The sequence below is a fragment of the Mesorhizobium sp. L103C131B0 genome, from assembly GCF_000502275.1.
Lineage (GTDB): Bacteria > Pseudomonadota > Alphaproteobacteria > Rhizobiales > Rhizobiaceae > Mesorhizobium.
In genome coordinates, this window is the sequence record NZ_AYXC01000026.1 from 15,234 (window position 1) to 33,020 (window position 17,787).

Consider the following 17,787-nt stretch of genomic DNA (forward strand, 5'->3'; position numbering starts at 1 on the left):
GCCGACTGTTTTGCAAGATCAGGTTCTTTGCCGCCCATGCCTTTTGCCCTGTTCAAAGACCGCGCCCTCATTTCCGTGTCAGGCCCGGATGCCGAGCATTTTTTGCAGAATATCCTCACCACCGACCTCGACACGCTGGCCGTCGACGCGGCAAAGCCAGGTGCGCTGCTTTCGCCGCAAGGCAAGATCCTGTTCGATTTCCTGATCTCGCGTAGCGGCGAGAACGCATTCCGGCTGGATTGCCGTGCCGACATCGCAGACGATTTCCTGCGCCGGCTGATGCTTTACAAGCTGCGCGCCAAGGCCGAGATTGCCAGGCAGGATCAAGTGCTTGTGACGGTTGCGTGGGGCGATGATTCAAGCGCTTCACAGTCTGATTCAACGGTACTTGCCGATGCCCGCTTCCGCGAGGTGGCTGTGAGCCGCTCCTATGGCGGCGCATCCGTAGGTGGCGACCCGGCTGCGTGGCAGGCGCTCCGCATCGCCAACGGCATTGCCGAAAGCGGTTCCGATTATCAGCTCGGCGATGCCTTCCCTCAAGACGTGCTGCTCGACGAGACCGGCGGCGTCGGCTTCAAGAAAGGCTGCTATGTCGGCCAGGAAGTGGTTTCGCGCATGCAGCATCGCGGCACCGCCAGGCGCCGCGTGCTGATCGTTTCGGCCGACCGCGCCTTACCCGCGCCCGGCACGGAGCTGACGGTTGCGGGGCGGCCGGTCGGCACGCTCGGTTCCAGCGCGGGCACGGCCGGACTCGCCATTGCCCGCATCGACCGGGTCAAGGCGGCGCTCGACGCTGGCCAGCCGGTACTGGCCGGTGATGTCACCGTCTCGCTCGCCATCCCGTCCTGGGCGAAGTTCAGCTTTCCCAGGGAAGCCATCGGCGCGGAGGACGCCTGATGGCTGCCGATCGCGTCGGAGCGCCACCGCGCGCGTGGCAGCGCATGCTGTCGGGGCGGCGGCTCGACCTGCTCGATCCCTCGCCGCTCGACATCGAAATCTCAGACATCGCCCACGGGCTTGCCCGCGTTGCCCGCTGGAACGGGCAGACCCGCGGCGATCACGCCTTTTCGGTCGCCCAGCATTCCCTGCTGGTCGAGGCGCTGTTCAGCGAGTTGCAGCCGGACGCCTCGGCCAATGCGCGGCTGGCAGCACTGCTGCATGACGCGCCGGAATATGTCATCGGCGACATGATCTCGCCGTTCAAATCGGTAATGGGCGGCTCCTACAAGGAGTGTGAGCTGCGTCTCCAGCGCGCCATCCATCAGCGCTTTTCGCTGCCGCCCGAACTCGGCGTCGGCTTGCGCAAGGAGATCAAGCGCGCCGACCAGATCGCCGCCTATTACGAGGCGACGCTGCTTGCCGGTTTCTCGACCGCAGAAGCAACCGAGTTCTTCGGCCGGCCGCGCGGCTTCAATGCCGACCGCTTCGACTTTACGCCGCACTCGGTGACCTCCGCGCAAGCTGCCTTCCTCAAACGCTACGCCAGGCTTGAAAAGCAACGCCAGCCAACGGTTGCCGTGCATTCGGCGCAGTGAACATACGCTAAATTAACCAGCGGTAACCACAGTACCGGGTTTCGATCACGGTCAGCAGGCACGCCTCATGTCCGTTGCGCACGTCAAGGGTGGTTCGCCCGTCCGCAGACGGGGAGCCGGAGGCGTGGCCGCGCCACGGCAGATCGCCGACGAACTGCGCCACCAGAACGAGCGCTTTTCCGCGGCCGTCGAGAATATGTCGCATGGGCTGTGCATGTTCGACGCCGACGAGCGGATGATCATCTGCAACGGCAACTATATCAGCATCTTCTCCCTCGACGCGAAGATCGTGCGGCCCGGCATCGCGTTCCTGGACATTCTAAAGCACAGCGTCGACATCGGTGTCGCCTCACAGAGCGCCGAAGACCTGTATGCCATCCGCAAGCCCTATATCGAGCGCGCGCAAGCCTCGACCTACGAGGAAATACTGTCGGACGGACGCATCGTTTCCATCACGCACCGGCCGCTGGCCTCAGGCGGCTGGGTGTCGATCTATGAGGACATTACGGAGCAAAGGCGGGCCGAGCAGGAACTGAAGGAGCAGCACCGCCGCTTCGATGCGGCGCTCGCCAACATGTCGCAAGGCCTGTTGATGTACGACGCCGAAGGCACGCTGATCGTGCGCAACCAGCGCTTCCTCGACCTCTACAAGGTCACGCCTGACGACTTCCCGCTCGGCATGAGCCAGCGCGCCCTGCTCGAACAGATGGTGCGACTGCGCATCTATCCGTCGATGGACATCGACGGCGAGATCGCCAACACCAGAGCCAGCCTGCAGGCCGGTGAGGAGCGTTCGACAGACCGCAGCCTTGCCGATGGCCGAACGCTGCTGGTTGCGCGCCGGCCGCTTGCCGGTGGCGGCTGGGTGGCGACCTTCGAAGACATCACCGAGCGCCGGCGCGCCGAAGAGCGCATGAGCCACCTTGCCCATTACGACACGCTGACCGACCTGCCCAACCGATCGATGTTTCGCGAACGGCTCGACCAGGCGATGGCCGGCGATACACCGTTGGCGATCTTCTCGCTCGACCTCGATCGCTTCAAGGCCGTCAACGACACCTGGGGACACCCGGCCGGTGACTGGCTGCTGAAATGCGTGGCGGAGCGGTTGCGGCACAGCCTGCGCAGCGACACCGATGTGGTCGCCCGCCTCGGTGGCGACGAGTTCGCCATCCTGCAGTTCAATCCCAAAGGCGCCACCGATGCGGAACAACTGGCAAAACGCATCGTCGCTGTCGTCAGCCAGCCGTTTCGCGACAAGGGCCGCGACATGCATGTCGGCATCAGCCTTGGCATCGCGCTGTATCCCGGTGACGGCAAGGACGCCGACACGCTTTTGAAGAACGCCGACATGGCGCTTTACAGCGGCAAGAGCGAAGGCCGCAACGTCTACCGCTTTTTCGAGCCCGGCATGGATGCCTTGGTGCGGGCGCGCCTGGCGCTCGAAACCGATCTCGAGACGGCACTGAAGCGGCGGGAGTTCGTGCTGGAGTTCCAGCCGATCACCAACATCGCGTCGGGCAAGATCGTCGGCGCCGAAGCGTTGATGCGGTGGAATTCACCGACGCGCGGCCTGGTGGCGCCCGACGATTTCATCGCAGCCGCCGAAGACAGCGGGCTGATCGTTCCGCTGGGCGAATGGGCGCTGAAACAGGCCTGCAGCGTGGCCGCCGGCTGGCCGCCTGTAATGCGCATCGCCGTCAATGTCTCGGCAGTGCAGATCAGAAGCGCCGACTTTGCCCGCAGCGTAATTTCGGCGCTGGCCGTTTCCGGCGTGCCGGCCAGCCGGCTCGAACTGGAAATCACCGAGACCGTGCTGATGGATGAGAGCGAGACGGTGCTGAAGACGCTGAGACAGCTGCGCGAACTCGGTATCCGCATCGCGCTCGACGATTTCGGCACCGGCTATTCGTCGCTCGGCTATCTCAGGCGTTTTCCCGTCGACAAGATCAAGATCGACCGCTCCTTCATCCACGATATCGACAACAAGGACACGGCGGCGATCGTGCGCACGATCATCGGGCTTGGTGCCGAACTTGGCATCACTGTCACCGCCGAAGGCGTCGAGACCGAAGCGCAGCTCGACATATTGCGCAAGGCTGGCTGCGTCGAGGCGCAGGGCTTTCTGATCGGCATGCCGTCAAAGGCCGCCGACATGGCTCGACTTCTCAAGACGAGGGCAGCGTCCCGGCGCGCCTGAACATCCCCGGCGTCATTCCATGCGCGGCGCGGAAGGTGCGCGAGAGATGGCTTTGGTCGCAGAAGCCGGCCGCAAAGGCGGCACCGGCGAGATCTGAACCTTGCCGGATCAGCAGATCGGCACGGCGCAGCCTGCGGTCACGGATGAAGGCAGCAGGGGTGAGACCCAGCACTTTCCTGAAATCGCGGATAACTTGAAAGCGCGTCACGCCTGCGGCTTCAGCGAGCCGCTGCAAATCGAGGTCCGAGTTCAGATGGTCTTCGATGACCTGTTCATAGACCCGGAGCCGGCTTTTCGATCCGAAGCTTTCGACCGCCTCGCGCCGCCGGCCGCCCCAATCGCCATGGCGCAGGATGAGCTTGCGCAAGGCGATCAGCATGGATGTTTCGGCGCTCGTGGCATCACCCGATGTCGAAGCCAAGTGCGCGACGCCTACTGCCTGGACGAGATCGGCATCATCGACGATCGCTTGCGAAAACAACGGCGGGCGATCCTGCCCGAGTTCGTCCGCGATCGCACCCATGAGCGAGGCCGACGGATAGAAGGTGCGGTAAACCCAACCCTGGTCGGCACCCGCCTCGCCGTCATGCCATATCTCCGGATTGACGAGCAGAACCGTGCCCGACGGCGCGAGGACAGTCTCGTTGCCGATGCGGACCCGCTCGCACCCTTGCGTGATCAGGGCGACGACATAGGTGGGGTGCGTGTGCAGCTGGTAGCGATGCCGCGTGAAGCGCGCCTTGAGCATGCCAAGATCGCGAAAGCGCGGATGACGCCAGAACTGCGTCGTCTCCTGAGGCTGTTGAATTCCAGACACGGTCAATCCTGTTCAAGACGCCGCCGGCGCAAATCCTCTACGTGCTGGCATCGACAAGGCCGAATTTACGATAGCCGGCAAGGAGAGCGCAATGCTGCACAACGACCCCATCGCCGCCCTAACCCCGCAGGTGGTGGAATGGCGGCATCACATCCACGCCAACCCCGAACTCGGTTTCCAGGAGTATGAGACCGCGCGCTTCGTTGCCGACAAGCTGCGCACCTTCGGGCTCGACGAGGTTCATGAAGGCATAGGCGGCACCGGCGTCGTCGGCGTTCTCAGGGGACAGCCAGGCGTGCGCGCCATCGGGCTTCGGGCCGAACTCGATGCCTTGCCCGTGCTGGAAAAGACCGGACTGTCCTACGCGTCGAAAAAAGACGGCGTGATGCATGCCTGCGGCCACGATGGCCACACCGCGATGCTGCTCGGCGCCGCCAAGCTGCTCGCCGACAACAGAGCCTTCGACGGCACCGTCTGTTTCATCTTCCAGCCGGCGGAAGAAAATGAAGGCGGCAGCATGCGGATGATCGAGGACGGACTGTTCGAGCGCTTCCCCGTGGAAGCCGTCTACGCCGTCCACAACTGGCCGGGGCTGCCGCTCGGAAAGATCGCGGCCCGGGCCGGGTCGATGATGGCGGCCGTCGACACTTTCGAACTGAGCTTCGAGGGGACCGGCGCGCATGCCGCCATGCCGCAGCTTGGCGACGATCCCGTGCTTGCGGCCAGCGCCTTCGTTCAAGCCGTTCAGCGTATCGTCAGCCGTTCGGTCGACCCGCAGGCGGCGCTGGTCGTCTCGATTACGCAGATCCATGGCGGCAATGTCGGCAACATCGTGCCGGGCAAGGTCTGGCTGCAGGGAACCTGCCGCTTCTTCGAGCCCGCTTTGTCGGACCATTGCGAAGGGCTGATCGGCGACATCGCGCAAGGCATTGCCTCGGCGCATGCCCTCACCGCCAAGCTCGCCTACAAGAAAGGCTACCCGCCGCTGGTCAACACGTCAGCCGCGACGGCCCAAGCCGTCCAGGCGGCAACCGCGGTTGTCGGCCGCGAGCAGGTCGAGACCGCATTCAACCCGAGCCTCGGCTGCGAGGATTTTGCCTACATGGTCCGCGAAGCCGGCGGCTGCTATGCCTGGGTCGGCGCAGGAGCGGTCAGACTGGGCGAAGGGCTGCACGGCGATCGCTATGTCTTCAACGACGCCATCGTCCCCACCGTGCTCCGCTATTTCGTCACGCTCGTTGAGCAGACGCTACGCTGACGGCCGAGCGCCTCAGCGCAAGGTCTCGACGTATTTCTCGTGGAAGCTGACATAGCCGGGTTCGACGACTTTGAGATGGCGCTCGATCAGCTGGTGGAAGGCCGGCAGCTGATGGAAGGGCACGCCGGGATTGGCGTGGTGCTCGGCGTGATACGGCATGTTCCAGGCGACTTTGCGCACCAGCCAGTTGGTCAGCGTGGTGCGGGTGTTTTCCAGCATGTTGGCGACAAGCGGGCAGCGGCCATGCTCGGCCAGCAGATAGAGCCTGAGGAAGGGCTGGCCGAGCAGCGCCGGCACGATCCAGACATAGAGCAGTACACTTGCCTCGAACCACAGGGCTAGCGCGGCGACCACGACATAGAAAGCGATCATGGCGCGGGCTTCAGTGCGCACCTTGGGCAGGCCTTTCGGCGGCACGTAGCTGTCGTGGCAGCCGCCAATCGCGTTGGTGTAGAGTGTCTGCAAATGCCCCCACCACACCGGCAGGCCCGAGACGTGGACGATGTATTGCCGCATCGTCTCCGGTTTCGGGAAGGCGAGTTCCGGATCGGTCTCTGGATCCTGGGTGAAACGGTGATGGGCGAAGTGGAAATAGCGAAACCAGTCGGCGGGCAGCGCGATCGCCAGGCTGCAGACCCTTGCGGCGGCATCGTTGAGCCACTGCGTCTCGAACGCCGTCCTGTGCACCGTCTCATGCAGCAGCGTGAACAGGAAGACGATAAGAATGCCTTGCGGCAACATCAACAGCGGCCAGTACGACACCTTGGCCGCAATCAGCCCGCCGATAGCCACAATCGCGCCGAGATGGAAGGCGAGTTGGACCAGACCCGGCCCGTCCGACTTGCCGGTCAGGCGGCTGCGCTGCTCATTGGTCAGGAACGCGATGACGTCGAGATGGTCTCTGGGTTCAAACTGGGCCGATACGGTCATGGCGCCAAGCTACTCGAATAAGAAAGCTTTCGAAAGACGAGGATTTCCGCGACACAGATAAGCTGACCTTACCTATCGGATCACCCAATGACCGCGCTTCCTTCCCTGAGAGGACTTCAAGCCTTCGAGGCGGCGGCGCGCTCGGGGAGTTTCGCCGCAGCGGCGGATGAGCTCTCGATCTCGGCGGCTGCGGTCAGCCAGCTCATTCGCACCGTCGAGGAGCAGATGGGTCGAAAACTGTTCCATCGCGTCAACCGCCGCGTGGTGCTGACGGAAGCCGGCGTCGAGATGCTGCCCCGGCTGACCCTGGCTTTTCGGGAGATCGGCAGCATCGCGCGTGGCAGCGATGCCTTCCGCCCGCGGCTTGTCGTATCGGTGCCGCCGTCCATGGCGATGGGCTGGCTTTCCGAACGCCTCGCCGGCTTTGTCGCCAGCCACGGCGCCGTCGACATATCCCTGCGCGGCGATGACGATCCGGTGCCGTTCGACCGCGAACTGATCGACATCCGGCTGTCCTTCGGCCCGCACTATCGTGAACACCCGAGCGAGGAGATCGTCAGGGACGCCGTCTACCCCGTCTGCGCGCCAGAACTCACCGCCAAAACCGACAGCCTCGCCGGCCTGCCACTGATTCACACCGACTGGGGACCGACCGGCGCGTCGTTTCCGTCTTGGCGCACATGGTTCGAGGCGGCGGGCATAGAGCCCGGCCGCACAGTGCAGCGCGGCCTGTCGGCGAACTCGTCGCGGGCAGCGCTCGACCTTGCCATTTCGGGGCTGGGCGTGGCGCTGGCGCAAGGCATTTATTGCGCCGGGGCGCTGGAAGAGGGCCGTTTGGTCCGGGCTAATGCCCTATCGATCGCGCTGCGTCAGCCATATTGCCTGACGATCCCGGAACGCAGTGCAAGGCGCGACCTGGTGGCGGCGTTTCGCAATTGGCTGATTGAGGAATGCCGGCGGTCGGTGGGTTCGCCGGTGCTCCTATGATGGTCAGCAGCGTCAGAGATGCGCAGCCAGCGCCGCTGTCATGTCCTTGTTCGTCGCCACGGGAATGATCTCGAACTCCACCAGGTCAGACCATTCGATGACCCAGCGCTGCAGCAGCGTGACGTCATCGGCCTCGACCAAAAGGAAGCAGCGGCTCATATCAGCCGCGATCCAGGAGTGGTACACGACAAGCGCGTCCGGCTTCAATCTGCCGCGCTCGCCGAAACGGCGGTAGATCTCCTTGCGGTCGCAGCCGGCGAAATCCTCGATGACGATGAACTGCATTTTTCCCCCTCGGTTGAATTACCGCCCGGGGCGGCAAACTAACGCCCGGGACGGTCCAGCCGCTCCAGGAACCATTGCGTCAGCCGCACCCAGACTTCGTCCTTTTCGCCGGAATCCTCCCAGCCATGGTCGAGGTTCGGGTTGTCGTTGACCTCGATGACGAAGACGCCATCCTTGGTTTCCTTGAGATCGACGCCGTAAAGCCCGTCGCCGATGCAGCGCGCCGCCTTCACCGCGGTGTCGACGACATGCGGCGGCGTCTCTTTCAGCGTGAAGGTCTTGATGCCGCCCTGGTCGGGCTTGCCGCTGGCCTTGTGGTTGACGATCTGCCAGTGTTTTTTCGCCATCAAATAATGCACGGCAAACAGCGGCTGCCCGCCGAGCACGCCGACGCGCCAGTCATATTCGGTCGGGATGAATTTCTGCGCGATCAGAAGATCGGAATCCTCCAGCCACTCGGTGGCGAGCGTCTTCAGTTCTTCGAAGTTGCCGCATTTCTTGACGCCGCGCGAGAACGATGAATCCGGGATCTTCAGCACCAGCGGAAAGCCCAGCGTCTGCGCCGCCAGTTCGAGGTCCGAGGTGCCGGCTATCATCACCGTCGGCGGCACCGGCACCTTGTTGTAGGCCATCAGTTCGTTGAGATAGACCTTGTTGGTGCAGCGGATCATCGACAGCGGGTCGTCGATCACCGGCATGCCTTCCTGCTGGGCGCGGCGCGCGAAGCGGTAGGTGTGGTTTGAGATCGAGGTGGTCTCGCGGATGAACAGCGCGTCGTAATTGGCGAGCTTGGCCAGGTCCTTCCTGGTGATCGGCTCGATTTCGACGCCCATCTTTTCGGCGATCTTGGCCCAGTAACGCAGCGAGGAAATCTCCGACGGCGGCAGTTCTTCATGCGGATCGACCAGCGTGGCGAAGGTGTAGCGTGCCGGCGTNAGAGGGCTTCTTCCTCCTCGGCCATCCTGGCCAGCGGCAGGAAGCCGATCTTGCGGATCGAGGCCCATTCGGCGCTGTCCTTGATGTGAACCTCAAGCGCCGGAGCGCGGAACCAGTCGAACAACAGCTTGGCGAAGCGGTCCCAGACCTTCGACGGTCCGATGCCGAAGAAGATGCAGATTTTTTGCGGGAAAACGCCTCCGAGATCCTTGCGGCATTTGTTGAGCGCCAGCTCCAGTTCCGGCAGCGCGTGCTCGTAGAGCTTGCGCTCGGACAGGTCGATCATCGTCTCGACCGTCGGGATGACCTTGTGGCCGCGCGAACCGGCGAGCAGAGAGGCATAATAGCCGCGGCTCTGGTAGGCGTAATTGTTCGATAGGTTGATGACCTTCGGCTGCTGGCCGCGAAACAGCGCCGGATGCGCAAGATAGTCACGGTTGGTGATGATCTTGTGCGGCGTCGCCGCCGGGTCGAGATCGTTCTGACGGCCGGTGAGGATGACCCAGGTCATTGTTATCAGCGTTTCCCAAGAGTGATGGCAGCACGCAGTCCGTCGCGGCCAAATTGCGCCATGTTCATGAAGATGCCGTGCGGCACGGGAATGTTGGCGGCATCGAGGATGGTCTCCTGTCTTTCGTCCTCGACCCAGGGATCGTGGATCAGGATGTGGTCGCCATCGTCGCCGATAGCCAGCACCCAATGCGGCACCTTCTTGCCGAACATCAGGAAGCCGCTGATCAGCACCAGCACCAGTTTTCCCTGAGCCAGGGCGCCGCGGATATCGTCGATGGTGAATGGACGGTAATTCACCGGGATGCCGTAAAGTTCCGCGCGGCGGCGAAAGTCCACCTGGGCAAGTTCCATCACCCGGCGCTTGTCGTCGCTGCGCACTGATTGCAAGAACAGCGCGCCATAGAAGGACACGAAGATTTCCGCCGCAAGCCCGCTTTCGTAGCCGGAAACCGCAAGGCCGAAGGGCTCGCAGCCGCCTGGGCCGGACATCATGAACACGGTCGTTGCCTCGCGCCATAGGCGGATTTCCATGACCGGATCGGGCACGAAGCCGGAATCGAAATTGGCCATCGCCATCATCAGGCAGCATGGACCGCAGGTGAACTCGCAGGTCTGCTGGTAGAACGGGACTTTGGTGGCGACCGGAATATCGCCGCGCAAGGTCTTTTCGTAGCGCAGCGCGGTGGCGCCATCCTCGTAATAGTGAGGCTCGCGACCGATCTTGCGGTAGCCGCTCTGCTCATAGATGCCAATGGCGCGAAGATTGTCCTCGCGCACTTCGAGACGCAACATCATGCGGTCGTGCTCGAAGGCAGCTTCTTCGGCCGCTGCAAGCAGCATGCGGCCAATGCCGCGGCCGCTGAAAAACGGGCTGGTGGCAAGCGAATAGAGCCGGGCGACGCCGCTGCCCTTGCGAAACAGCACGATGGCGTAGCCGGCGACACGACCATCGCTTTCGGCGACCAGCATCTCGGCTGTCTCGCGTTCGATCAACAAGCGGAAGGAGCGCCGGGAAATGCGGTCACTGGAAAAGACCGCCTTCTCGATGGCGGCGAGGTCATCGACGTCGGACGCGCGGGCCTTGCGAATCTCGGCAGGCATGCGGGTTTGGAAAACCTCGATTGGGTGGAGGAAAAGACCGCAGTCAAAAACGTCGCAAACATCAGCCGAAACGCCGATATCCATCAAGCGCTATCGCACCTTGAATAGGGCCGAATTGTGACAGTTCCACCGCGAGTGGCGGGCGGTGACCGCGGCACCGCCAGGTGCGGCGCCGCCTCGGCGCATGACGCCAAAACCGAATGTGCTCAACTGGCGATACCGGCCAGAAGCTGACCGTAGGCGCGCTTGGCGACCGCAGCCAGCTGCTCGCGCGGCAGCGAGCCGACGACGGCGCAGGCATAGCCCTTGTCCAGCCAGTAGACCGCCTCGGGACCGTCGGCGTCGGCCATGTAGGTGCCCTTGGACTTGGCTGAGGAATCAGCGGTAACGAACAAGGAGATGCGCTGACCCTTGGCGTCCTCGTAAAGCAGCATCGCTGCCTTGCCCTGGCCGGCGGGCAGCAGCCGGCCGCCAACCAGCTGGAAGCCTTCCGCCACCAGATCCGGCGCCACCAGTTTCAAGCCGACGCGGTTGGACAGCCAGGTCTGCAGGTGATCCTTGTCGCTTGCCGGCACTTCCACCGCATGGCGCTGTTCGGCGGCATAGATGACATGGGCGGCGATAGCCTCTTCGGCCAGTTGGTCATCGGCGCCATCTTCCCTGCCGATGCCGTCGATGCCGGCAAAATAGCCGCCAAGACCGCCGATGACGAGCACTGCGGCCGCCGCGGCCGCAAGCCACCAGCGCGACTGCCGCGCCGCCGCTTTGGTCGCGCCTTCACCGCTAACGATCTGCTTGAACAGCACCGGCACGGGCTCGTCGAGCACACCGGCAAAGGCGGCGCGCAACGCGGCGCGGTCGGCGGTGTAGCGGGCGCTTTTCGCCTTCATTTCGGGATTGGCGTCGATCCAGGCGTCGTAGGCGGCGCGCTCGTCGCCCGGCAGCTCGCCGTCGAGAGCCATGTGGATATCGCGTTCGGAAAAATCGCGGCGGGTCATTTCTCGACGATCCTTATCGAGCGGCGGCGCGCCGTGTCATCGAGCAGGCTGCGCAGCTCCTCGCGTCCGCGCGCTATGCGCGACATCAGCGTGCCGGCGGGCACGCCGAGAATGTTGGCGGCTTCGGCATAGGAGAATCCTTCGATGGCGACCATGACGAGAGCGGCGCGACGGTCGGGGCTGATCGCCTGCAATGCGTCGATGATCTCGCGCGAGGCGGCGTTCTCCGCCTGCTCGGCGGGGACTGCCTGCGCCTCGTTTGCGTCAAGCGGCAGGATCGCCGCCTCACCGCGCCGGTTCACCTTGCGCATCTGATCGATGAACAAATGATGCATGATCGTAAACAGCCACCTCCGGGGGCTTTCTCCCGTCTGCCAGCTTTCAAGCCGCAAGAGCGCTCGTTCGAGGCAATCCTGGACGAGATCGTCGGCGGATTCGCGGTCGCGCAGAAGCGAGCGTGCGTAGCGGCGCAAGCGCGGTATTTCGCCAAGGATTGCTGCCTTCTTTTCGTCCATGACCGCTGGTTCTGAGGTCGCCCTTGTTTAACCCGATTGAACGCGCCTTCCCGGCGCGGCGCAAGCGGCCAGCGCGAAGCGGTCTGCCGCCCCGGTCACCCAAGCACTGAGATAACGAGGTGATCGGCTAAATTATTCCCCGCAATCAACAAGAGGGCCGAATTATCCTAAATCGGTCTGCGCGAAATCATGGCCTTTGTACAGCAGTGGAAGATCGCGGCTTTTCGCGCAGGCGTAAGCAAAACAGTCCCCGAGATTCAGATCCGCCTTGTGGCCAACGGCTTTGCCGTAACGGGCACTCGCGTCAATGGCCCGAGAGCTGATGTTGTCGTCAATGGCCAGACTCTCTCCCATGATCTCCACAATGAACTCATCGATCAGATCGCGGGCATGGAGAAGGGCTTCAGCGCTGGGTCTGCGCGGGCCGGCGCCAGCCCGTGCCAATGCCTGTGTTGCTTCGAAGTGAACCAACGGAGAAACCCAGACCTGCCCGGAAAAACCGGATAGCTGCTTCAGCAATTCCTCCCACCCAGGTTCCTGGTTGAGAATGGCGACGATCACCGACGCGTCGACAAACATCAGTCTTCCCACAGCTCGTCGGTGAACTTCTTCATATCGAAATCGGGATTGGGCAGGCCAAGCTTCCTGGCCCTGTCCTGAAGACTGGCGATCCGGTCGCGCAGCGGCACCTTCGCTCGATTGCGCTCAAGTTCGTGCACGAGCGCGACCCGCACCGCCTCCGTTTTGCTCGGAGCGTTCGTCTCGCGTTGCAATCTGCTGGCCAGCGCATCCACTTCGTCGTCGCGGATATAGAGCGGCATCGAATATCCTCCGTTGGATATTCATATATTCCACCTTGTATATCACTTCAAGTTGCGGCGTTGGCCTCCCTCGCCGCCCGCGTCAGCAGCCGCTGGTAGAACAAGCCGATGCCGATCAGCACGGCGCCAAGACCGATGAAGGACAGCGCCCTGAGCACGCCTTCCAGTTCCGACATGTCGAATAGGAAGACTTTTACCACGGCGATCGCGATCAGCGCCGCCGAGGCAATGCGCAGCACCTGCGACTTCAGCCAGACGCCGGCGGTGAGCAGCACGACGCCAATGACCAGCCAGAGCGCCGAATAGGTGTAGGTCTCAAGCTGCCCGAGGCCGCTCCACAGGCCGATGAACTCGCCCTTGAACACGCGCCTGACCGACAGTGTGGCGTAGGCGAAGACAAGCAATGCCGCCACTACCGCCAGCATCTGCGCATACCATGGCGGCCGCTTGTCCCTGGCATAGAGCGCCAGCCCGCCGGCGGCTATGGCCGGCAACAGGTAAGCCAGGAACAAGAGGTTGAACACCGGGATCTGGCCGGTCGATTCGTCGGTGAACAGCGGATTGAGCACCAGGAAATGCTGGAGGACGATGAAGGCGACCGAGAGCACGCCGGCGGCCATCGAGCCGTAGCGCAGCACAGAGCTTGGCGAGCGCATGTCGATGGCCACCAGTATCGCGCCGGCACCGATGGCGATCAGCGTATAGATCGCCTGTTCGGCGAGCGTCACCGGGCCGGTGTCGATGACGCCGCCATGCATGGCGTGGCGCACCAGCATGGCGACGGTGAGCAGCGCAAACAGGGCTGCACCCGCCTCCATCGCAAGGCGCGGCCGGCCATTGCCAGTTGTTGGTAGTGCGGGGGTGGTACGCGCGAGTTGCCAGGCGGCAAAGCCGAAGGCCAGCGCCGGTACGCCGTATCCCGGCAGCAGCCAGTTGAACACCGGCGTCGTCGTCAGGAACTCGGCACCGACGATGGTCGAATCGAAGGCGACGCGGCCCAGCACGGCAACGACCGCGCCTGCCGAAATCCAGCCAAGCACCGGATAGCTGCGCCACCGCGTCGCCAGCGCCGGCACGATGGCGGCAACGCCGGCAAGAATGGTCGTCCAGCCGGAACCGAAGGCCATGTGCAGCATCAGGAGCCCGGCCAGAGCCGAGCCGCAAAGCGCGAAGGAGACGGCGACGTTGCCCTTGAGCGGCGGCTGTTCGGCGCGCGCAATCCATTCGCCGCCGGCGGCGAAGACGACGACCAGAAGGGCAGCTATCGCTGCGTAGACAAGGTCGCGGTCGAGATTGCCGTAGGCGAACCACAGCGTCAGCAGAATAAGCAGCGGCGAAGCGACGCCCCATGCCGCCCAGCATGCCGCGCGGACCCGTGCTGAGGCGGCGAAGCGGCGTGCGGCCCAGAAGCCGGCGCCGATGAAAACCAGGCCGAGGGCAATGCCGATGCGCAGCGTCAACGGATTTCCGGCCGCCACCGGCATGCCGTCAAAGCCGATATTCCCCTGGGTTATGTCGGAGCCGATGGTGGTGGGCGGAATGATGCCGAGATGGATCATCACGCTCACCACGCCGGCGGCATGCAGCAGCGACAGCGCGCGCGGCCGGTAGAGTGCGGTAGCGACAAGGGCGACGAGGACGAAGGCGCCCGGCAAGGCGCCACCGGCGGCGACCAGCGTCGTGTCGACGGACAGGCCTAGCGCTGAAAACGCAACGAAAACGCCAGGCATGATCGAGGGCCAGTCGAAGCCCGCCTTTGCAGGTTCCGCTTCGCCGCCACGACTGCCCAGGCAAACAAAGGCAAGCACCGCCAGCGTCACCGCGTCGATGAACAGGACGACGGCAAGGTCGGCGAACCGGATGACGGCAAGGTCGGCGACGAGCGTACTCATCATGTAGGCGATGGTCCAGGCGCCGGTGCCGAAGAAGGCGGCCGCAATCAGGAATTTCCAGTCGCGAATGCGGGCGATCACGGCTGTGGCGGCAAGCACGATCGCCAGGTAGACGAACAGCGCCCATGGGTTGGGCGCCTGCGAGGACACAAGCGCCGGCGTCGCCATCGAGCCGACAAGGCCGATGCCGGCCAGGGCCTGACCGTGGACGAGAGCGGCGACAATGGTCGCTACGCCGATGGCGCCGAGCACGGCGAAAGCGAAGGCCGGGCCGACGAAACCGTAAATGGCGTGCGCGGCATAGACCGTACCGAACAGAATGAAGGCGCCGGCAGCCGTCAGGATCGCCGGAATATAGGCGCCTGCAGCCCCTTGCACCGGCACCTTGAAGCCGGTGCGGCGGATGAACTCGCCGCCGCCGATCAGCACCAGGCCGAGCAGCGCCGCCAGGGACAGCCGCACTTCGGGGCCGAAAATGCCGGCCTCGATGGTGTAGCGGATCAGGAACAGGCCGCCCAGGGCCAGCGCGACGCCGCCGACCCAGACCGCCCATCGTGTGCCGAGCGCGGTTTCGACCTCGGACTGGCGGGCTGCCTTCGCCGTGGCGGCAGGCGCGGATCCGGTGAATGCCGCCTTGGCCGCGGCTGACAGTTCTGGCACGGCCTCGCTGGTGGCCGCATCGGCTTCGGCGGCCGGTGCCTGGGCATGTGCCGCGTCGGCTGTTGTTGGCGAAGCTATGTCGGCAACTGGTGCGGTGGCCTGAGCGGCATCCGCCGGTGCGCTTGCAACCTGCTCGACCGGTTTGGCAACGGGCGGTGTCGCATGCACGCCGGACAGAACCAGGCTGCGCAGCGCTCCGAGCTCGCGCTCGATCAGACTGACGCGGCCCTGCTGGCGCAAGACGAGGACAAAAAGCACGATAACGACGACGGCGCCAATCAGGCTTTCAAACATGGCGGTTCCCCCAAACCAGGCCAGTTTTCACTGACAATTGCGGCGGCCACACGGCCACCCCAGACGGCTATTCAAGTCACGCCACCGCAATGGTGGCCGAAAAGAAGTTATCGAGCATGTTTCGTCGGCAAATTCCAGCGGCCTACGGTCTTTATCCTCACCCATCATCTGAGATAGCCAGGAATGGCATGCCGCCGCCACTTGCCCAGGAGCCATGCTATCCTCGGATGAACTGTGGGGAAATCGAATGCCGAAACGAAGTGCAGGGCTGCTGATCCACCGGACAAGGGCCGGCATTCTCGAATTTCTGCTCGTCCATCCCGGCGGCCCATTCTGGGCAAGGAAGGATGAAGGCGCTTGGTCGATCCCCAAGGGCCTCGTCGAGGACAATGAAGATGAGTTGGCCGCCGCCCGGCGCGAGGCTGGGGAAGAACTCGGAGTCAGCATCGATGGCGATTTCGAACCTGTCGGCAGCTATCGGCAAGCCGGCGGCAAGATCGTCATCGCCTGGAGTGTCGAAGCCGATTTCGATCCCGATGCCGTTAAAAGCAACATGTTCACGATGGAATGGCCGCCCAGGTCAGGCGTGACGAGGGAATTTCCCGAAATCGACAGGGCCGGCTGGTTTTCCTTCGCCGAGGCAAGCCTCAAAATACTGAAAGGCCAGCGCGTCATTCTCGACGATTTCGTGCAGAGGCGGCTACAGGCGTCCTGCCAACTTGGCCGCTAGATCAGCCCACTCGCCCAAGTTCTTCCAACCATTTTGTTGCTGGAAGTCGTAGGTCATTGCACCTCTGTTGAGCGGAGAAAGATGTCCGGGTGATGGTGTGGCAAGATACTTCGGCAAAGATACAGGCAAGTGGTAATCGCGATAGCGACGCCAACGACCATCATCCCCTACTTCGAAAAGGCGATCTGTCCCGTCTTCAATCTTTCCGACCCCCATGTATTCCAACGGGTTTGGACCTGTGGTGTGGGAGACCCCGTCCTGAATGTGGGGCAAACTATTGATGCTTGCAGCCATCAGGCCCTTCTTCTCAATGACGCTCCGTGCGATCTCATAGCGAACCCAGCGTCGAGCCCATGTTTCAGAACCAAATAGAACGCAGACCACTGAACTGAATTGCATTTCTCGCTGGATCATGCCCTTCAGAGATTCTGGGGCAGTAAGTTTCGCCTTTTCCCAAACGCTCTTGTCGATAAAGCAACTGGCGTCTTTAACATCCTTCTGGAATTGCATCGCATTGCGTACGTTGTTCACTCGATGAATGTCTGCGTAATGGAAAGAAAAGAAAATCCCACGCTTCTTCGGTTCGACGTGTAGAGGAGGTCTCGGAATCGTCGGCGCCCCCAATCCCTTAAAGCCAAGACTCAGCAGGCCCATCAGATTTTCTGGAGGCTGCGGAGCCAGCGAACCGAGCAAGCTATTGAACGGATTTTCGCGACGAGGTGCCAAACCTCTAAGTAATTCGCCAAGCGAGCTCTCAAGCGAATTAGGTGCCGGCGCCGGAGATATCGAACCCAACAAGCTATTGGATGGGTTATCACGCCGAGGAGTCGAACCTGCAACAAGCCCCCTAACCGAGTTAGGTGGCGGGTCGCTCCTTGTAAGAGCGTTGACAATAGCCTTGAGCAAGTCACCGGTTTCGTCGGTCATGGATGACCTCCGTAGCGCCAAACAGCCACTAAGATAATTACGACCCCTATGTAGGGCAACGCGACAGTCCAAGAAAACGCCAGTCTGAAAGGGCTTGCAACCTGATGTCGGAACTCTCGCCAGTTCATGGAAAATGGAGAGATTTCCTCATCTAGTCGAACTGCATCGTATAGGCGCCTGTAAGCCCGCTCCACGTGCAGCTGTTTGGCTGTCAGTCCCCAGAAGATTAGAATCGGAAAAATCGCGATCAGTGGAAGGTAAGATGGCGTCGAGCCGGGCGGCGTTCCGACCTGGGTCTGGCCAAGTGCTATGATTGCGGCAGCGACCGTTATGGCTAGGGTCTTCAAGGTCTGGCTGTCAGATGCCATCCGGCCAATGATACCTTGGA

The 17,787-nt window shown here is 62.9% G+C and carries 16 protein-coding genes and 1 pseudogene; 6 read left to right on the plus strand and 11 right to left on the minus strand.

Going from position 1 to position 17,787, the window contains the following annotated elements; all coding sequences use genetic code 11:
• Positions 1-36 precede the first annotated feature (36 nt).
• From X730_RS137970 to X730_RS137960, 3 genes are all read left to right on the plus strand, one after another.
• Positions 37-897: a folate-binding protein YgfZ gene (locus X730_RS137970; protein ID WP_023754768.1), complete on the plus strand. Its 861-nt coding sequence runs from the start codon at positions 37-39 to the stop codon at positions 895-897.
• Positions 897-1,535 (plus strand): HD family hydrolase, encoded by a 639-nt coding sequence (locus tag X730_RS137965; protein ID WP_023754769.1) that lies wholly within the window; start codon positions 897-899, stop codon positions 1,533-1,535. The genes X730_RS137970 and X730_RS137965 overlap by 1 nt, the downstream gene beginning before the upstream one ends.
• 67 nt (positions 1,536-1,602) lie before the next feature.
• Positions 1,603-3,735 carry an EAL domain-containing protein gene (locus X730_RS137960; protein WP_031197386.1) on the plus strand — a complete coding sequence of 711 codons (2,133 nt, stop codon included), beginning with the start codon at positions 1,603-1,605 and terminating at the stop codon, positions 3,733-3,735.
• Here X730_RS137960 and X730_RS137955 read toward each other — a convergent pair.
• Positions 3,704-4,552, minus strand: coding sequence for an AraC family transcriptional regulator (locus tag X730_RS137955; protein ID WP_031197387.1), 849 nt, complete (start codon positions 4,550-4,552; stop codon positions 3,704-3,706). The genes X730_RS137960 and X730_RS137955 overlap by 32 nt on opposite strands.
• Before the next feature lie 91 nt (positions 4,553-4,643).
• Between X730_RS137955 and X730_RS137950 the strand changes: the two genes are divergently transcribed.
• A complete protein-coding gene (locus X730_RS137950; protein WP_023827494.1) occupies positions 4,644-5,810 on the plus strand; it encodes an amidohydrolase in 1,167 nt (388 codons plus the stop codon).
• 12 nt (positions 5,811-5,822) lie between these two features.
• Here the strand turns inward: X730_RS137950 and X730_RS137945 are convergent, their stop codons facing one another.
• A complete protein-coding gene (locus X730_RS137945; RefSeq protein WP_023827495.1) occupies positions 5,823-6,740 on the minus strand; it encodes a fatty acid desaturase family protein in 918 nt (305 codons plus the stop codon).
• 87 nt (positions 6,741-6,827) lie between these two features.
• On the opposite strand from X730_RS137945, the gene X730_RS137940 reads away from it, so the two are divergent.
• Positions 6,828-7,727 carry a LysR substrate-binding domain-containing protein gene (locus tag X730_RS137940; protein ID WP_023753089.1) on the plus strand — a complete coding sequence of 300 codons (900 nt, stop codon included), beginning with the start codon at positions 6,828-6,830 and terminating at the stop codon, positions 7,725-7,727.
• A 12-nt stretch (positions 7,728-7,739) separates the two neighbouring features.
• On the opposite strand, the gene X730_RS137935 is transcribed toward X730_RS137940, so the two are convergent.
• The 8 genes and pseudogenes from X730_RS137935 to X730_RS137905 all read right to left on the minus strand — a co-directional run bounded on the left by X730_RS137935 (position 7,740) and on the right by X730_RS137905 (position 15,742).
• Positions 7,740-8,012, minus strand: coding sequence for a DUF3303 family protein (locus X730_RS137935; protein WP_023687293.1), 273 nt, complete (start codon positions 8,010-8,012; stop codon positions 7,740-7,742).
• 38 nt (positions 8,013-8,050) lie between these two features.
• A pseudogene (locus X730_RS01000000164910) lies at positions 8,051-9,459 on the minus strand (RimK family protein).
• A gap of 5 nt (positions 9,460-9,464) precedes the next feature.
• Positions 9,465-10,562: a peptidase C39 family protein gene (locus X730_RS137930; protein WP_023692865.1), complete on the minus strand. Its 1,098-nt coding sequence runs from the start codon at positions 10,560-10,562 to the stop codon at positions 9,465-9,467.
• Between the two features lie 206 nt (positions 10,563-10,768).
• A complete protein-coding gene (locus X730_RS137925; RefSeq protein ID WP_023687291.1) occupies positions 10,769-11,560 on the minus strand; it encodes an anti-sigma factor in 792 nt (263 codons plus the stop codon).
• Positions 11,557-12,075 carry an RNA polymerase sigma factor gene (locus tag X730_RS137920; protein ID WP_023670250.1) on the minus strand — a complete coding sequence of 173 codons (519 nt, stop codon included), beginning with the start codon at positions 12,073-12,075 and terminating at the stop codon, positions 11,557-11,559. Before X730_RS137920 ends, X730_RS137925 begins: the two co-directional genes overlap by 4 nt.
• 162 nt (positions 12,076-12,237) lie before the next feature.
• Positions 12,238-12,654 (minus strand): type II toxin-antitoxin system VapC family toxin, encoded by a 417-nt coding sequence (locus X730_RS137915; RefSeq protein ID WP_023731424.1) that lies wholly within the window; start codon positions 12,652-12,654, stop codon positions 12,238-12,240.
• On the minus strand, positions 12,654-12,896 hold the full coding sequence (locus X730_RS137910; RefSeq protein WP_023687289.1) for a type II toxin-antitoxin system VapB family antitoxin: 243 nt from the start codon (positions 12,894-12,896) through the stop codon (positions 12,654-12,656). The genes X730_RS137915 and X730_RS137910 overlap by 1 nt, the downstream gene beginning before the upstream one ends.
• A 47-nt stretch (positions 12,897-12,943) precedes the next feature.
• A complete protein-coding gene (locus X730_RS137905) occupies positions 12,944-15,742 on the minus strand; it encodes a DUF2339 domain-containing protein (RefSeq protein WP_023827499.1) in 2,799 nt (932 codons plus the stop codon).
• A 247-nt stretch (positions 15,743-15,989) separates the two neighbouring features.
• Here X730_RS137905 and X730_RS137900 point away from each other — a divergent pair, with 247 nt between their 5' ends.
• Positions 15,990-16,472 carry an NUDIX domain-containing protein gene (locus tag X730_RS137900; protein WP_023827500.1) on the plus strand — a complete coding sequence of 161 codons (483 nt, stop codon included), beginning with the start codon at positions 15,990-15,992 and terminating at the stop codon, positions 16,470-16,472.
• Here X730_RS137900 and X730_RS1000000166870 read toward each other — a convergent pair.
• Positions 16,443-17,399, minus strand: coding sequence for a TIR domain-containing protein (locus X730_RS1000000166870; RefSeq protein ID WP_081731663.1), 957 nt, complete (start codon positions 17,397-17,399; stop codon positions 16,443-16,445). The two genes, X730_RS137900 and X730_RS1000000166870, sit on opposite strands and share 30 nt — an antisense overlap.
• Positions 17,400-17,787 lie beyond the last annotated feature (388 nt).

Coding starts and splice junctions, on each gene's coding strand:
- X730_RS137970 (WP_023754768.1), top strand. CDS start 37: ATGCCTTTTGCCCTGTTCAAAGACCGCGCCCTCATTTCCGTGTCAGGC.
- X730_RS137965 (WP_023754769.1), top strand. CDS start 897: ATGGCTGCCGATCGCGTCGGAGCGCCACCGCGCGCGTGGCAGCGCATG.
- X730_RS137960 (WP_031197386.1), top strand. CDS start 1,603: ATGTCCGTTGCGCACGTCAAGGGTGGTTCGCCCGTCCGCAGACGGGGA.
- X730_RS137950 (WP_023827494.1), top strand. CDS start 4,644: ATGCTGCACAACGACCCCATCGCCGCCCTAACCCCGCAGGTGGTGGAA.
- X730_RS137945 (WP_023827495.1), bottom strand. CDS start 6,740: ATGACCGTATCGGCCCAGTTTGAACCCAGAGACCATCTCGACGTCATC.
- X730_RS137940 (WP_023753089.1), top strand. CDS start 6,828: ATGACCGCGCTTCCTTCCCTGAGAGGACTTCAAGCCTTCGAGGCGGCG.
- X730_RS137935 (WP_023687293.1), bottom strand. CDS start 8,012: ATGCAGTTCATCGTCATCGAGGATTTCGCCGGCTGCGACCGCAAGGAG.
- X730_RS137930 (WP_023692865.1), bottom strand. CDS start 10,562: ATGCCTGCCGAGATTCGCAAGGCCCGCGCGTCCGACGTCGATGACCTC.
- X730_RS137925 (WP_023687291.1), bottom strand. CDS start 11,560: ATGACCCGCCGCGATTTTTCCGAACGCGATATCCACATGGCTCTCGAC.
- X730_RS137920 (WP_023670250.1), bottom strand. CDS start 12,075: ATGGACGAAAAGAAGGCAGCAATCCTTGGCGAAATACCGCGCTTGCGC.
- X730_RS137915 (WP_023731424.1), bottom strand. CDS start 12,654: ATGTTTGTCGACGCGTCGGTGATCGTCGCCATTCTCAACCAGGAACCT.
- X730_RS137910 (WP_023687289.1), bottom strand. CDS start 12,896: ATGCCGCTCTATATCCGCGACGACGAAGTGGATGCGCTGGCCAGCAGA.
- X730_RS137905 (WP_023827499.1), bottom strand. CDS start 15,742: ATGTTTGAAAGCCTGATTGGCGCCGTCGTCGTTATCGTGCTTTTTGTC.
- X730_RS137900 (WP_023827500.1), top strand. CDS start 15,990: ATGCCGAAACGAAGTGCAGGGCTGCTGATCCACCGGACAAGGGCCGGC.
- X730_RS1000000166870 (WP_081731663.1), bottom strand. CDS start 17,399: ATGACCGACGAAACCGGTGACTTGCTCAAGGCTATTGTCAACGCTCTT.